Source organism: Burkholderia sp. FERM BP-3421 (assembly GCF_028657905.1).
Classification (GTDB): domain Bacteria; phylum Pseudomonadota; class Gammaproteobacteria; order Burkholderiales; family Burkholderiaceae; genus Burkholderia.
In genome coordinates this window covers 140519-154667 of sequence record NZ_CP117781.1, presented here as the reverse complement: position 1 = coordinate 154667, position 14149 = coordinate 140519, and the positions used below count along the sequence as shown (strand labels likewise).

Genomic DNA, 14149 nt, shown 5'->3' with positions numbered 1-14149 from the left:
TCAGGAAAAAAAGATGACGGTGCGGCGTATCAATACCAGAGATACCAGGCATAGGCCTTCAGGCTTTTCTTGGAAGCGAGCTTATCTTTGAGCGCAAACAGGACTTTCATGAATTACCCTCGTTTTTCATTGGAAATAAGTCGCCCTGCACAGGCGACATGGATGGGAATCATGCTGCTGTCGAACCCATGCGCAGGGGCCGGACAAGCCTGCCTCGCGCAAGATGCACATATTGAGATATGTGCATTTCGAGAATAAATCAGATCAATATTTGCAAGTAAATCAATTTCATTAACATGAACAATGATGGAAAATAGTCGAAATGCCGCATGCTATTGCCTTATATGATTCGCGCGACAGGACGCCGGCGCGAATCGCCCCGCCCGCGGCGGGGCGATGCGTCCGTCAGAAGCGATGGTTCACGAGCAGTTCGAGGCGGCGGTCCGCGCCGAGCAGATACTGCGGGCCGTTGTAGTACGCCGCCTGCACGTAGCGGCGGTTGAACACGTTGTAGGCCCGCGCGGTCACCGTCGTATCCTTGCGCGGCTTCCAGGCGAGGCCGAGATCGACGGTCGTGTACGACGGCATCACGAGCTGGTTCGCCGCGTCGGCGTAGCGCGTGCCGACGTACTTGACGCCCACGATGCCGGTCCATGCCGGCAGAAAGCGCCAGCTGACCCACAGATTCGCGAGCCGCTGCGGCACCGAGATGGGCACGTTGCCCGCGCGCGAGACCGTCGCGCCACCGGACGCCTGCTGGAAGTCGTCGTATTTCGCGCGCAGGATCGCGATGTTCGCGTCGACGCGCCAGTCCTTCGCGATCTCCGCGCCGACGGTCGCTTCGAGCCCGCGCGACGACTGCTGCCCGACCTGGATCGACTGGTTCGGATTCACCGGATCGGCCGTCACGAGGTTGTTCTTCACGATCCGGTACGCGGCCAGCGTCCATTCGGCCTTGCCGTCGAGGAACGACTGCTTCACGCCGATCTCGATCTGCTTGCCGGTCGCGAGCGTGAAGTTCGCCTTCGATGCGTTCAGCATCAGCAGCGAGCCGACCGGGTCGGCCGAGACCGAGTATTGGCCGTACACCGCGAGGCCGGGCCGCACGTCGTACACGGTGCCGATGCGCCAGCCGGTGTTCGCGAATACCTTCGTGAACGCGCTGCCGTTGACGAGATCGTCGCGGTTCACGCTCGCATGGTCGTAGCGCAGCCCGCCGATGACCGACCAGCGCGGCGTGATCTCAAGGCGGTTTTCCGCGAACAGCGCGTACTGGTTCGCCTGGCTCCGGTACTTCGGATAGGTGCCGGCCGTGTTGATGAAACTGCCCGGATCGAAGTTGAACGGATCGACGGTCGAGGCGCCCGAGTACGGCGCATTGTTGTCGTGCTGGAAGCGCGTGTGGTTGAACTCGAATCCCGCCGAGAAGGTATTGCGCATCCCGAACAGCGCGCTGCTCACGGTGGCCGTCGTCACGTTGCCGTACTGCTCCTGGTCGTGGAAGATTTCCGTGTAGCTGCTGCGCTGGATTCGCCCGCTCGTCGGCAGGTACGCGTAATACTCGGCGTCCTTCCAATGACGGTTGCTTTTCATCCGGTACAGCGTGCTCGTCACGTTCAGGCTGTCGCTCGGCTGCCAGTTCGCCGCGACCGTTGCCCAGCTGTCGCGAAACGCGATGTCGCTGTCGCCGACGTTGTAGTTCTTCTTGTCCAGCGCCCGATCCAGCGCGCCGTTGACGAGCGGGACGCCGAAATACTGCATCGGATGCTGGAAGCCCTGCGCGTAGGACGCCGTGACGTACAGGTCGGACGTCACGTCGTAGCGCAGCGCGCCCGAGAGGGACAGGTTGCGCGAATTGCCGCGATCGACCCAGTTCGACGAACGGTTGCCGCTGATGTCGAAGCGGTAGGACAGCTTGTCGTTGATCGCGCCGCCGCTGCCGAACGCGAGGCGCGCCGTGCCTTCGGTGCCGCCGCCGACCTGCAGTTCATTCCGGATCGGCGCGCGCGCCGGCTTCTTCGGCACGATGTTGACGACGCCGCCGATCGCGCCTTCGCCATAGATGACCGAGGCGGGGCCGCGCAGCACGTCGATGTGATCGACCGACCAGGTATCGAATGGAAACGTGGTGGCGAGCGCGCCATACGGGCGCACGCCGTCGTACAGCTGCGTGACCGACGACGCGCCGACGAAGCCGCGCGCGCTCAGCTCGGATCCGCCGTTGCCGGGATGCGGCGATTCGCCGATGCCGGCGGCCCGGCTGACCGCGTCGACGATCGTGCTGTCGCCGCGCGTATCCAGCTGGGCGCGGTCGATCTGTTCGACGCTGGCGGGGGTTTCGAGCGGCGTCAGGCCGAGATGGCTGCCGGTGTCGAGCGGCTGCTTCAGCGGGGGCTGCCTGCGCGCATCGACGCGGATCGGCGCGAGCGTCGCGCCGGGCGTATCGGCGTTGTCGTCCTGGGCCTGGCCGACGAGCGGGAATGCGATCAGCGCGGCGGCCGCGGGGAGCATCAAACGGTACGTCATGAGTCAACTTCCTTGAAATCGAAGAGAGGCGTCGGGCGGCGCGCATGTCGGCTCGGCCGCCGTCGGCCTGCGGGTTCAATCAGGTGGGCGTGCGCGTGCACCAGGCGGCGCGCGAGGCGGGCGCGTCGATGGCGGCGGGGCGCGTCATCCAGGCGATCCATCCGGCCCAGAGTCCGCACGCGATCAGGGTCGCGAGGTTGAGCGCGCGGCGGTGACGGGCGATCCGGTCCAGCAGGGACGGGCGTGCGGTCATACGTACCTCCAGGGTTCGACGGGGTGGGATGCGCACGCCGGACCGGCGTGCGCGGGCGCGGCGGCGCGCGCATCGGATGCCGGCACGGACGTCGGCGTTCGCATCAGAACGCGTAGCGCGCGCCGGCAAACACGCTGCGCCCTTCGCCCGGGTAGAAGATCGCGGTGTTCGCGGTGCGTGCGTTCGCGACGGTGCTGATGTCGCTGACGTAGCGCTTGTTCGTCAGATTGCGCGCGTCGACGTACAGCGACAGGCCGTTGCGGAAGTCATAGCCCGCTTGCAGGCCGAGCAGCGTGTAGCTCGGCGCGCGCAGCGTGTTCGCGTCGTCGGCCCACGCGCCCGACGGCACCCAGTCGAGCGTCGCCGCGATATGGAAGCCGCTCGGGCGCGCATAGCCGAGCGTCGCGCGCAGCACGTTGAGCGGCACGCCCGCGATCCGGTTGTTGCCGTACTGCGGGTCGTCCTTGAAGCGGAAGTCGTTCAGGTTCCAGATGCCCGACAGCGTGATCGTGTCGCCCGCGCCGCGCCCCGTGACGTTGCGGAACAGCTCGATCGACGCACCCGCCTCGATCCCCTGCAACACCGTCTGGTTCGCGTTGAAGGTCGACGCGGGCACGTCCGGGTTCGTCGTGTATTGCAGCAGCTGGTCGCGCACCAGCGAGCGATACGCGGTCAGGTCCCAGCTCAGGCGGTCGCGCGTGCCGCGCGTGCCGACTTCGAGGGTCCAGGCGTGCTGCGACGCGAGCGGCGTGAAGCGCGTCGTGCTCGCGAAGGTCTGCGCGAGATCGGTGAAGTCGGGTACGTCCTGGCTGCGCGTGATGTCGATGTAGGCCTGAGTGTTGCGATCCGGCTGCCACAGCAGGCCGAGCTTCGGATTGAGCCCACTGTAGGCCGCGCGCGTCGATTTGTAGTTCGGGTCGGTCGGGAGCCCGCCGTTGTCGACGTACTCGCGCACCGAGCGCAGCGCCTTCACGCCAGTCATCAGCGCGACCGTCGGCAGGAAGAACAGCCGGTTCTCGACGTAGGCCTCGTAGTTGAACGCGGTCTGCGTCGAGTCGAGCGTTTGCGCACCCTTGTCGCCGTTGACGTTCACGTACTGATTGGCCTGCGTGCGGCCGCCGAAGAAGCGCGCGCCGACGATCAGGTCGTCGCGCATCCCGCCCAGGGTCAGGCGGCCCGTGTAGCGTGGGGCGAAGCCATAGGTCCAGCCGTCCTGGTCGAGCGCCTGGAAGATCGGATGATAGAGGCTCTTGTGGATCGCCCAGGTGTCGAACTGAAGTTCGCCGGATTCGAGCTTCACGGTGGTCCGGTTCGCGATCCGCTCGGTGCGCGTGTTGCGCGCCTGGTCGCCCGACAGCGCATTCGGCGCGGCCTTGGTCGGATTGTTCAGCGCGTCGGCCAGCGACAGCGTGCCCGGCAGCCGCTGGTCGACCACGTAGGCGCCGACGTAGAAGCGTGTCTCGACCGTCGGGCTGAAGCGGTAGCCGACGTTCGCGTTGAACTGCTCGTACTGGCCGCGCGAATGCGCGCGATAGCCGTCCGTGTGATTCACGCTGAAGGTCGCGAGGAAATCGAGCGGGCCATAGATGCGCGAGAACTGGGCGCTCGCGCGCACCGTGCCGTAGCTGCCGCCTTCGACGCGCAGGAGGTTCGGCGCATCGGCGGTATGGGCGGTCGGCGTGACGAAATTGATCGCGCCGCCGAGCGTCGAAGCGCCGTACGCGAGACCGTTGCCGCCCTTGTAGACCTCGGCCGCCTGCAAGGCGAGCGGGTCGATCTGGTAGTAGTCGCCGCTGCCGTCGGCGAGATTGGTCGGGATGCCGTCCTGGAGGATCTCGAGGCCGCGCGTGTGATACGAACGGGCGATGCCCGATCCACGGATCGACAGACGCAGCTCCTGCCCATAGCGGTTCTCGACGAATACGCCGGGTACGTCCTTCAGCACGTCGCGCAGCGTGAACGCGTAGGTGTTCCGGTAGCGGTCGGCGTCGACGAAGCCGACCGAGCCGACGGTCGCCTCGAGATCGCGCTTGAGCGCGTCGGTCGATTTCGCGGTCAGCGGCCCGGCGGGCCGGGTCGCGTTGACGGCGATGACGGGCAAGGTGGTCGAGGCAGGGGTGTCGGCGGTTTGCGCGCCGGCGGAGGCTGTACAGAAGGCGGCTGTCACGCCGGACAGCGCGACCGCGAGGCGGGATAGAGGAAACATGATGGGCTCGGTATCGAAAATACGTTCGGATGCGGCGGGCGCGGCGCGCGGCGGCCGTCGCCCGGCGCGCGCTCAGGCGCGGACACCGGGCGGCGGATGGCCGGGGCGACGGGGATGCGATCCGGTCCGCGCGGTCGCGTGGCGTGCGGATCGCGAGGGCGGTCAGGCGTGCGCGGGCGGGCCGCGCGGCGAGGCGAACGTATAGCGTGCCGCGACCCGGCGGCCGGGCGTCGGCGGCGGGTCGGGCAGCGCATGCCGCACGACGAGCGGGCGCGGCATCGGTGCGGTGTAGTGCAGCGGCGGATGGCCCGCGAGCAGCCCGCAATAGCCGCATCGGTCGAGATGCGTGGCCGGCGGCGAATAGACGCCGGGATGCGTGGCGGAGACGTTGTCGGTCGCGGAGCAGATCGCCATGAAGGCCCGCTCGCGCGCCGCCGCGCTCGCGCGCAGCTGCGACACGAGCGGCGCGCACAGCGCGAGGGCGAGCGCGAACAGCCCGAGCCACGCCGTGACCCGGGTTCGTCGCGCCGGCGCGCGCGGCGCGCCGGCGCGCAATGCGTCAGGCCGCCGTGGACGCCGCACGTTGGAACAGCAGCCGGTCGACCTGCCAGACCGCGACGATCGTCAGGCCCATCAGCGGAAACACGATCCCGAGCAGCGCGAGGCCGGCGATCCAGCCGCGCATCGGCGGCGCGCCGCGTTCGCGCGCGGGCGCGCCGAGCGTGCCGGCGGGGCGGCGCTTCCACCACATCACCGCGCCCGTCACGGCCATCGCGGCGAGACCGAGCGACAGCGCGGCGCACAGCAGCTGGTTCGCGAGCCCGAAGTAGCGCCCCATGTGCAGCGCGGTGCCATACGACACGGCGCGCGACACCGCGCCGTAGTCGTCGTAGCGGATGTCCTTCAGCACCGCGCCGCTGTATTGGTCGAGGTAGAGCGTGCGCTCCGCCTTCGGATCGGCGGGGAAGTACGACGCGGTGAACACGCCGTCCGGCCCGGCCGGCAACGCGAGCGTGTAGCCGCTCGTCACGCCGCGCGCCGCGACGAGCGCGATCGCGCGTTCCAGCGTGAGCGGAGCGGGCGTCGGGGCCGACGGCGAACGCGGCACGGGGACGTTGCCGACCGCCCAGGGCGTCTGCGGCAGCGGCAGGTCGTCCATGACCATGCCCGGCATCGCATCGTCGCCGCCGTGATGGGCGTGCGCGGCGGGTGCGTCGGCGGCCGGCGTCGCGCCCGGACGCGACGAGCGCAGCGGCAGGCCGCCGAACGCGCCGGCGGGCGCGCCGAGGTTCACGGTGGCCGCGAATTCCTTGAAGTACTTGCCCCACGAGCCCGACCAGGGCAGCCCCGTGAGGATGAAGGCGAGCGCGCCGGCGGCGAGCCAGACGCCGCCCACCGCATGCAGGTTCTTCCACAGCGGCCGGCCGCGCAGCGACAGGTCGGGGCGCAGCGCGCGCCCGACGCGCGCCGCGCCGCGCGGCCACCACAGCGCGACGCCGGTGCCGATCATCACGAGGGTCCAGCACGCGGCCAGCTCCATCAGCAGCTCGCCCGTCTTGCCGAGCAGCAGCTTGCGATGCAGCATCCGGTCGACCTGCATGAAGCGGCGCTCGACGCTCAGCGTGCCGAGCACGCCGCCGTCATAGGGGTTCACGTAGACGCTTTCGCGGCTACCGTCGGCGAGCCGGAACACATACTCGGCGCTGCGGTTCGCTGCCGTGGACACCTGCACCGTGGCGAGCGTCGCGCCGGCCGGCAGCGCGGCGCGCGCGTTCGCGGCCAGGGTGTCGGCGTCGAGTCTCGGCGTGTCGCGCGGCGCGACGATCAGGCGGTGCGGATACAGCAGCGGTTCGATCTGCGGCTGGAAGGCGTACAGCGTGCCCGTGATCGCGAGGATCACGAGGAACGGCATCACGAACAGGCCGGCATAGAAATGCCAGCGCCAGAGCGTCCGGTAACCGGCGCTCGCGGAGCGGGCGGGCGAGATGCTTCGTTCGACGGTGGTCGACATGGGGGTTCCCTCTTCGTTGTCGTCGCCGGCTGGAGCCGGCCGTCGTCACGACGCGGCGCGCGGAACGGTGGGGCGGGCAGGGCGGTGACGGCAGGGTGTCCGCGCGCGGCGACGCGGGCGGACGAGGCAGCGAAACGTTCAGGCGGGAAGCGGCGGGCGCGGAGGGCGGGCGCTCGTCGCGCGCCGATCGCGCCGGCGGACGAGGGGCCGGCGGCAATGGGACACGCCGCGGCGCGGCGGCGGGGAACAGCAGCACGAGCAGCGCAAACGACGCCAGCGCGGCGAACAGCGCCGCGCTGAAGGCGCACAGGCCGGCCTCGTGATCGGCCGGCGCGGCCTTGCCGGCGTGCGTGAGCGTGTCGGCCAGCGCACGCGCGTCGTTGGCGGGCGTGATCGGCGCGCGCGCATCGAAGCGGGCCGTCAGGGCGGCGGCGTCGAGAATCAGCGGGCCGCGTCCGGAGCACAGCACCACCGAGCCCGCGTCCGGTCCATCCGGATCGAGCATCACGGCTCCGGACATCAGCGCGCGGGACAGCAGGACGATGAGGAGACCCCCCCAAATCAGCTGTCGCGCGAGGCCGCCCCGAAGCAGGAAGTGGCGAAGTGCGTTCATGGCGCGCGATTGTACCTCTGTTTCGCGGCGCGAATCGATCAGGCGCCGGTGACGGCCGGCCTCAGCGAGGAACGGCAGGCGCATGCGCCCAGGCGGGCCGCGCGGCGGCGCGGGTCATGACGCCGGCCGGCGGGCCGGGTCAGCCGGACAGCATGACGAGCGCATCGGGCGTGTGGCCGGCGAGCAGCAGCGCCCTCGCTTTGCGCAGGCTGGCGGCGGTGCGCATAGCCGGTTCGGCCGAGCGACATCCGTATCAATGTGGATGCCTGATTGATTGAACAGGATGGGATTCCAGATAGCGGGCGCTGCCGTGTCATTGAGCCCGAGCGCGCAGAGCTCGAACCGCCTCTTGTGAATTCGATGCATCCACTCAATGCCTGAAGCCGGCGTGCGCTCGTCCCGGCAAGGCTTTCCGGGGAATAACCCGCCATGAAAGGTATTGTTTTGGGGATCGGTTCAGGGATATTGCTGAAATCTGATACCTGATGGGTATGGAAATGGATGTCCAAAAGTATTGGACGCTGGTATGGGCCGGGGCTATAAATCCGTTCCATGAACCCCGACCACGCAGCGTGCCCCATGTCCCCCATCGCCATCGAACGCATCGAAACCCGTCTCGTCGATCTGCCGACGATCCGTCCGCACAAGCTGTCGGTCGCGACAATGCACGGGCAGACGCTGATGCTGGTGAAGGTGGTCTGCAGCGATGGCGTGACGGGCATCGGCGAAGGCACCACGATCGCCGGGATGGCCTACGGCCCGGAAAGCCCCGAGGCGATGAAGCTCGCGATCGACACGTATTTCGCACCGGCCCTCATCGGCCAGGACGCGATGCGCATCCAGTCGGCGATGGCGTTCCTCGGCAAGCTGGCGAAGGTCAATCACTTCGCGAAGAGCGCGCTTGAAACCGCGCTGCTCGACGCGCACGGCAAGCGGCTCGGCGTGCCGGTCAGCGAACTGCTCGGCGGCCGCCGGCGTGACCGCCTGCCGGTCGCGTGGACGCTTGCTTCGGGCGACACGTCGACCGACATCGCCGAGGCCGAGCGGATGCTCGACCTGCGCCGCCACAACGTGTTCAAGCTGAAGATCGGCGCGAAAGCGCTCGACGCGGATATCCGGCACGTGGCCGCGATCAAGCGGGCGCTCGGCGAGCGTGCGTCGGTGCGCGTCGACGTCAACATGGCGTGGAGCGAAACACAGGCGGCACGAGGCATTGCGGCGCTGGCCGATGCCGGCTGCGAGCTGGTCGAGCAGCCGGTGGCGTCCGCCGCGGCGCTCGCGCGCCTGATGCGCCGCTTCCCGGTCGCGCTGATGGCCGACGAAATTCTGCAGGGGCCCGACAGCGCGTTCGAGATCGCGAAGCAGCATGGCGCGGACGTGTTCGCGATCAAGATCGAGCAGAGCGGCGGGCTGTTCGCCGCGCAGCGCGTGGCTGCGATCGCCGATGCGGCCGGCGTCGAACTCTACGGCGGCACGATGCTCGAGGGCGCGGTCGGCACGATCGCCTCCGCGCACCTGTTCGCCAGCTTCGCGAACCTGCAGTGGGGCACCGAACTGTTCGGCCCGCTGCTGATCACCGAAGAAATTCTGACGCGCCCGCTGGATTACAGCGATTTCGCGTTGACCGTGCCGGCGGGCCCGGGGCTGGGCATCGAGCTCGACGAGGCCGCGGTCCGGCGCTTCACCCGCGAAGGGCTGACGAAAGTCACCCGGTAGCCCGAACCACGCAACAGCCGTCATTCCCCCAAATACACATGGAGACACCATCATGAGCGTCAAGGTATTCGACACCGGCGAAGTGCGGGACCTGCTGAAAGCCGCCGCCAACGCCGGCGGCAGCGGCGGCAACGCGCGCGTGCAGCAGATCGTGCATCGCCTGCTGGGCGACCTGTTCAAGGCCATCGACGATCTCGACATCACGCCCGACGAAGTGTGGGCCGGCGTCAACTACCTGAACAAGCTGGGGCAGGACGGCGAGGCGGCATTGCTGGCGGCCGGGCTCGGCCTCGAGAAGTATCTGGACATCCGCATGGACGCCGCGGACAAGGCGGCCGGCCTCGACGGCGGCACACCCCGCACGATCGAGGGACCGCTGTACGTGGCGGGCGCGCCGGTGCGCGACGGCCTGTCGAAGATCGACCTCGATGCCGACGACGGTGCGGGCCCGCTCGTGATCCACGGCACGGTGACCGGTCTCGACGGCAAGCCGATCGCGGGGGCGGTGGTCGAATGCTGGCACGCGAACTCGCACGGCTTCTATTCCCACTTCGATCCGACCGGTGCGCAGACCGCTTTCAACCTGCGCGGCGCGGTGAAGACGGGCGCGGACGGCAAGTACGCATTCCACACGCTGATGCCGGTGGGCTACGGCTGCCCGCCGCATGGCGCCACGCAGCAGTTGCTGAACGGCCTCGGCCGCCACGGCAACCGTCCGGCCCACGTGCACTTCTTCGTGACCGGCGACGGTCACCGCAAGCTGACGACGCAATTCAACATCGACGGCGATCCGCTCATCTGGGACGACTTCGCGTATGCGACCCGCGAGGAACTGATCCCGCCCGTCGTCGACAGGACCGGCGGCGCGGCGCTCGGCATGAAGGCCGACACGTACCAGGACATCACGTTCGACGTCGTGCTGACGCCGAGCGTGCACGGCAAGGACGACCAGATCGTCGAGCGTCCGCGGGCGTCGGCCGGGGCCTAGCCATCCGATGCGGCCCGGCGCGGGCGGCGCGCGCGTCGCCACCGGCCGGGTCTTCCGATACTCATCGATACCACCGATATGCAGGCACGCCTTGCAGGGCGAGGTGTGCGCGCAGGAGGAACCATCATGTCCGCGATCATCGACAAAACCGACGAACTGGATCAACTGTTGTCCACCGCCGTGCAGGACGACCGGCAAGCCGGCGTCTTTCGCTGCCGCCGCGACATCTTCACGAATCCGGACCTGTATGAGCTGGAGATGAAGCACATCTTCGAGGGCAACTGGGTGTATCTGGCGCACGAAAGCCAGATTGCGGACAACAACGACTATTACACGACGTGGATTGGCCGCCAGCCGGTGGTCATCACGCGCGACAAGACCGGAGAACTGCACGCGATCATCAATGCCTGCGCGCACAAGGGCGCGATGCTGTGCCGGCGCAAGCACGGCAACAAGGGCAGCTTCACGTGCCCGTTCCACGGCTGGACCTTCTCGAACACCGGCAGGCTGCTGAAGGTGAAGGACGAAAAGACCACCGAATATCCGGTGCAGTTCAACACCAACGGCTCGCACGACCTGAAGAAGGTCGCGCGCTTCCAGAACTATCGCGGCTTCCTGTTCGGCAGTCTCAACGCCGATGTGGCGCCGCTGGAAGACTACCTCGGCGAAGCGCGCGTGATCATCGACCAGATCGTCGGCCAGGCGCCGAACGGGCTGGAAGTGCTGCGCGGCAATTCCTCGTATGTCTACGAGGGCAACTGGAAGATGCAGATGGAGAACGGCTGCGACGGCTACCACGTCAGCACCGTGCACTGGAACTACGCGGCGACGATGGGCCGGCGCAAGGAAGACGGCACCAAGGCGGTCGACGCAAACAGCTGGAGCAAGTCGGTCGCCGGCGTCTATGGCTTCGACCACGGCCACATCCTGCTGTGGACGCAGACCATGAACCCGGAAGTGAGGCCGGTGTTCCTGCATCGCGACGAGATCAAGGCGCGCGTTGGCGACGTCAGCGCGGATTTCATCGTCAACCAGACGCGCAACCTGTGCGTGTATCCGAACGTGTTCCTGATGGACCAGTTCAGCACGCAGATCCGCGTGGTGCGGCCGCTCGGCGTGGACCGGACCGAAGTCAGCATCTTCTGCTTCGCGCCGAAGGGCGAGAGCGAGGCCGACCGCACGACCCGCATCCGCCAGTACGAGGATTTCTTCAATGTATCGGGGATGGGCACCGCCGACGATCTGGAAGAGTTCCGCGCGTGCCAGGCCGGTTATGCCGGCAGCACGGCGATGTGGAACGACCTGTCGCGCGGCGCGCCGCTGTGGGTCGAGGGCCCGGACGAGAACGCGAAGCGGATGGGGCTGAAGCCGCGCATTTCGGGTGAGCGCAGCGAGGACGAAGGGCTGTTCGTGTGTCAGCACGAATACTGGGTGAACGTGATGCGCGATGCGGTGAAACAGGAACGTGACGAGGTGCGGGCATGAACTTCGACTATCGAACCGTTTGCGCGGCGCTGTACCGCGAAGCGCGCCTGCTCGACGATCGCCGGTGGGACGACTGGCTCGCCTGCTACACGGAGGACGTCACCTACTGGATGCCCGCGTGGGACGACGACGATCGGCCGACCGACGATCATCAAAGCCAGATCTCGCTGATGTATTACCCGGATCGCGGCGGCCTCGAGGATCGCGTGTTCCGGATCAAGACCGAGCGCAGCGGCGCATCGACGCCCGAACCGCGCACCAGCCACAACGTGGCGAATGTCGAGGTGCTCGCCGAACGCGACGACGAGGTGGACGTGCGCTACAACTTCCAGACGCTCAACCATCGCTACCGCATGACCGATCACTTCTTCGGCACGATGTTCGTCACGTTGCGCAGGGTCGGCGACGATCTGCTGATCTCGCACAAGAAGATCGTGCTGAAGAACGACTACATCCGGCAGGTGCTCGACGTCTATCACGTCTGACGTCGATCGTTTCGTATTGAAAGGGAAGTGGAGGAGATGGCCATGTCCAGCTATCAGATTGCGTTGAACTTCGAGGACGGGGTGACCCGTTTCATCGACTGCAAGGCAGGCGAGAAGGTGCTCGACGCCGCCTTCCGCGCGAAGATCAATCTGCCGATGGATTGTTCCGACGGCGTGTGCGGCACCTGCAAGTGCCGCGCGGAAAGTGGCCGCTACGATCTCGGCGACGACTATATCGACGCCGCGCTGACCGGGGACGAAAAGGATGGCGGCCTCGTGCTGACCTGCCAGATGGTGCCGCAAAGCGATTGCGTGATCGCGGTGCCGACGTCGTCGGTTGCGTGCAAGACCGGGCAAAGCGGATTTGCCGCGACCGTGAGCAGGGTCGAGACGCATCACGATGCGGCCGTCGTGCTCGAACTCGACGTCGATGCGTCCGTGCCGGTGTTCCTGCCGGGCCAGTACGTGAATATCGACGTGCCGGGCAGCGGCCAGCAGCGGTCGTATTCGTTCTCGTCCGCGCCGGGCGACGCGACGATCAGCTTCCTGATCAAGAAGATTCCTGGTGGCGTGATGAGCACGTGGCTGGCATCGGCGCAGGCGGGCGACCGCCTTGATCTGCACGGGCCGCTCGGCAGCTTCTATCTGCGCGATGTGCAGCGGCCGCTGCTGTTTCTCGCGGGCGGCACGGGTCTCGCGCCGTTCCTGTCGATGCTCGACGTGCTCGCGCGCAGCGGTTCGCAGCAGAAGGTGCATCTGATCTATGGCGTGACGCGCGATCTCGACCTGGTGCTGGTCGATGCGATCGAAGCGTTGGCCGCGAGGCTGCCGGATTTCAGCTTTGTGACTGTCGTCGCGGACGCCGCGTCGGATCATCCGCGCAAGGGGTGGGTGACGCAGCACATTCCGGCCGAGGCGCTGAACGACGGCGACGTGGATGTCTATCTGTGCGGGCCGCCGCCGATGGTCGACGCGGTGCGCCAGTATTTCGACGACGAAGGCGTGAAGCCGAACAGCTTCCACTACGAGAAGTTCACCCCTAACGTCACGGCGAAGGCGGCATGACCATGCAACGATTCTCGGGCAAGGTCGTCGTCGTCACCGGCGCGGCGCAGGGCATCGGCCGTGGCGTCGCGCTGCGCGCGGCGGCTGAAGGCGGCAAGGTGCTGTTCGTCGACCGCGCGGATTTCGTGGCCGAGGTCGCCGCGGAAGCGCCGTCCGGTCACGGCGCCGGATGCGTCGCGGATCTCGAGACGTACGACGGCGCGGGCGCGGCGATGGCATGCGCGGTCCAGACGTTCGGTCGCATCGACATCCTGATCAACGGGGTCGGGGGCGCGATCCGCATGCGGCCGTTCGCCGAATTCGAACCGGCGCAGATCGACGCGGAAATCCGCCGTTCGCTGATGCCGACGCTCTATACATGCCACGCCGTGTTGCCGCATTTGCTGGCGCGCGGCGGCGGCACGATCGTCAACATCTCGTCGAACGCCACGCGCGGCATCCGTCGCGTGCCGTACTCGGCGGCGAAAGGCGGCGTCAATGCGCTGACCCGGTCGCTCGCGATGGAATACGCGGAACACAACATCCGCGTCGTCGCGACCGCGCCGGGCGGCACCAGCGCGCCGCCGCGGCGGGTGCCGCGCAATGCCGCCGGCGACACCGTGCAGGAACAGGCGTGGATGAGCGAGGCGGTGCGCCAGGTGACCGGCTCGACCTTTCTCAAGCGCTACGGCAGCCTCGACGAGCAGATCGCGCCGATCCTGTTTCTCGCGTCCGACGAAGCGAGCTACATCACCGGCACGGTGCTGCCGGTCGCGGGCGGCGATACGGGTTGAGCGGCGCGCGTCGCCGCGAGGCGACGTC

General features: G+C 67.6%; 12 protein-coding genes and 1 pseudogene. 6 read left to right on the top strand and 7 right to left on the bottom strand.

The window, feature by feature from the left end; translation table 11 throughout:
- Nucleotides 1–29 precede the first annotated feature (29 nt).
- The 7 genes and pseudogenes from Bsp3421_RS34235 to Bsp3421_RS33950 form a co-directional block, all read right to left on the bottom strand.
- Nucleotides 30–110, bottom strand: coding sequence for a tryptorubin family RiPP precursor (locus Bsp3421_RS34235; RefSeq protein WP_443111521.1), 81 nt, complete (start codon nucleotides 108–110; stop codon nucleotides 30–32).
- A 295-nt stretch (nucleotides 111–405) separates the two neighbouring features.
- Complete coding sequence (locus tag Bsp3421_RS03815) at nucleotides 406–2526, bottom strand: TonB-dependent receptor (RefSeq protein ID WP_273997021.1); 2121 nt, start codon at nucleotides 2524–2526, stop codon at nucleotides 406–408.
- Between the two features lie 79 nt (nucleotides 2527–2605).
- The gene (locus Bsp3421_RS03810; RefSeq protein ID WP_273997019.1) at nucleotides 2606–2779 is read right to left on the bottom strand and encodes a hypothetical protein; all 174 of its coding nucleotides are present in this window, start codon (nucleotides 2777–2779) and stop codon (nucleotides 2606–2608) included.
- A 103-nt stretch (nucleotides 2780–2882) separates the two neighbouring features.
- Nucleotides 2883–4985 (bottom strand): TonB-dependent receptor family protein, encoded by a 2103-nt coding sequence (locus Bsp3421_RS03805; protein WP_273997017.1) that lies wholly within the window; start codon nucleotides 4983–4985, stop codon nucleotides 2883–2885.
- Nucleotides 4986–5147: 162 nt separating this feature from the next.
- Entirely contained in the window at nucleotides 5148–5540 is a 393-nt protein-coding gene (locus Bsp3421_RS03800; protein ID WP_273997016.1) for a DUF2946 family protein, read from the bottom strand.
- A gap of 4 nt (nucleotides 5541–5544) precedes the next feature.
- Nucleotides 5545–6996, bottom strand: coding sequence for a PepSY-associated TM helix domain-containing protein (locus Bsp3421_RS03795; RefSeq protein ID WP_273997015.1), 1452 nt, complete (start codon nucleotides 6994–6996; stop codon nucleotides 5545–5547).
- Nucleotides 6997–7156: 160 nt separating this feature from the next.
- Nucleotides 7157–7609, bottom strand: a pseudogene (locus Bsp3421_RS33950) (hypothetical protein); the annotation flags it as partial.
- A 579-nt stretch (nucleotides 7610–8188) separates the two neighbouring features.
- Between Bsp3421_RS33950 and Bsp3421_RS03785 the strand changes: the two are divergent.
- The 6 genes from Bsp3421_RS03785 (at nucleotide 8189) to benD (ending at nucleotide 14121) form a co-directional block, all read left to right on the top strand.
- Nucleotides 8189–9325 carry a muconate/chloromuconate family cycloisomerase gene (locus Bsp3421_RS03785; protein ID WP_273997011.1) on the top strand — a complete coding sequence of 379 codons (1137 nt, stop codon included), beginning with the start codon at nucleotides 8189–8191 and terminating at the stop codon, nucleotides 9323–9325.
- Between the two features lie 52 nt (nucleotides 9326–9377).
- Nucleotides 9378–10313 carry a catechol 1,2-dioxygenase gene (gene catA, locus Bsp3421_RS03780; RefSeq protein WP_273997010.1) on the top strand — a complete coding sequence of 312 codons (936 nt, stop codon included), beginning with the start codon at nucleotides 9378–9380 and terminating at the stop codon, nucleotides 10311–10313.
- Nucleotides 10314–10439: 126 nt separating this feature from the next.
- The gene (locus Bsp3421_RS03775) at nucleotides 10440–11798 is read left to right on the top strand and encodes a Rieske 2Fe-2S domain-containing protein (RefSeq protein WP_273997009.1); all 1359 of its coding nucleotides are present in this window, start codon (nucleotides 10440–10442) and stop codon (nucleotides 11796–11798) included.
- Nucleotides 11795–12283, top strand: a complete 489-nt coding sequence (benB, locus tag Bsp3421_RS03770) for a benzoate 1,2-dioxygenase small subunit (RefSeq protein ID WP_273997007.1) — start codon at nucleotides 11795–11797, stop codon at nucleotides 12281–12283. Before Bsp3421_RS03775 ends, benB begins: the two co-directional genes overlap by 4 nt.
- Nucleotides 12284–12325: 42 nt before the next feature.
- On the top strand, nucleotides 12326–13348 hold the full coding sequence (gene benC, locus Bsp3421_RS03765) for a benzoate 1,2-dioxygenase electron transfer component BenC (RefSeq protein ID WP_273997006.1): 1023 nt from the start codon (nucleotides 12326–12328) through the stop codon (nucleotides 13346–13348).
- On the top strand, nucleotides 13345–14121 hold the full coding sequence (gene benD / locus Bsp3421_RS03760; RefSeq protein ID WP_273997005.1) for a benzoate diol dehydrogenase BenD: 777 nt from the start codon (nucleotides 13345–13347) through the stop codon (nucleotides 14119–14121). Before benC ends, benD begins: the two co-directional genes overlap by 4 nt.
- Nucleotides 14122–14149 lie beyond the last annotated feature (28 nt).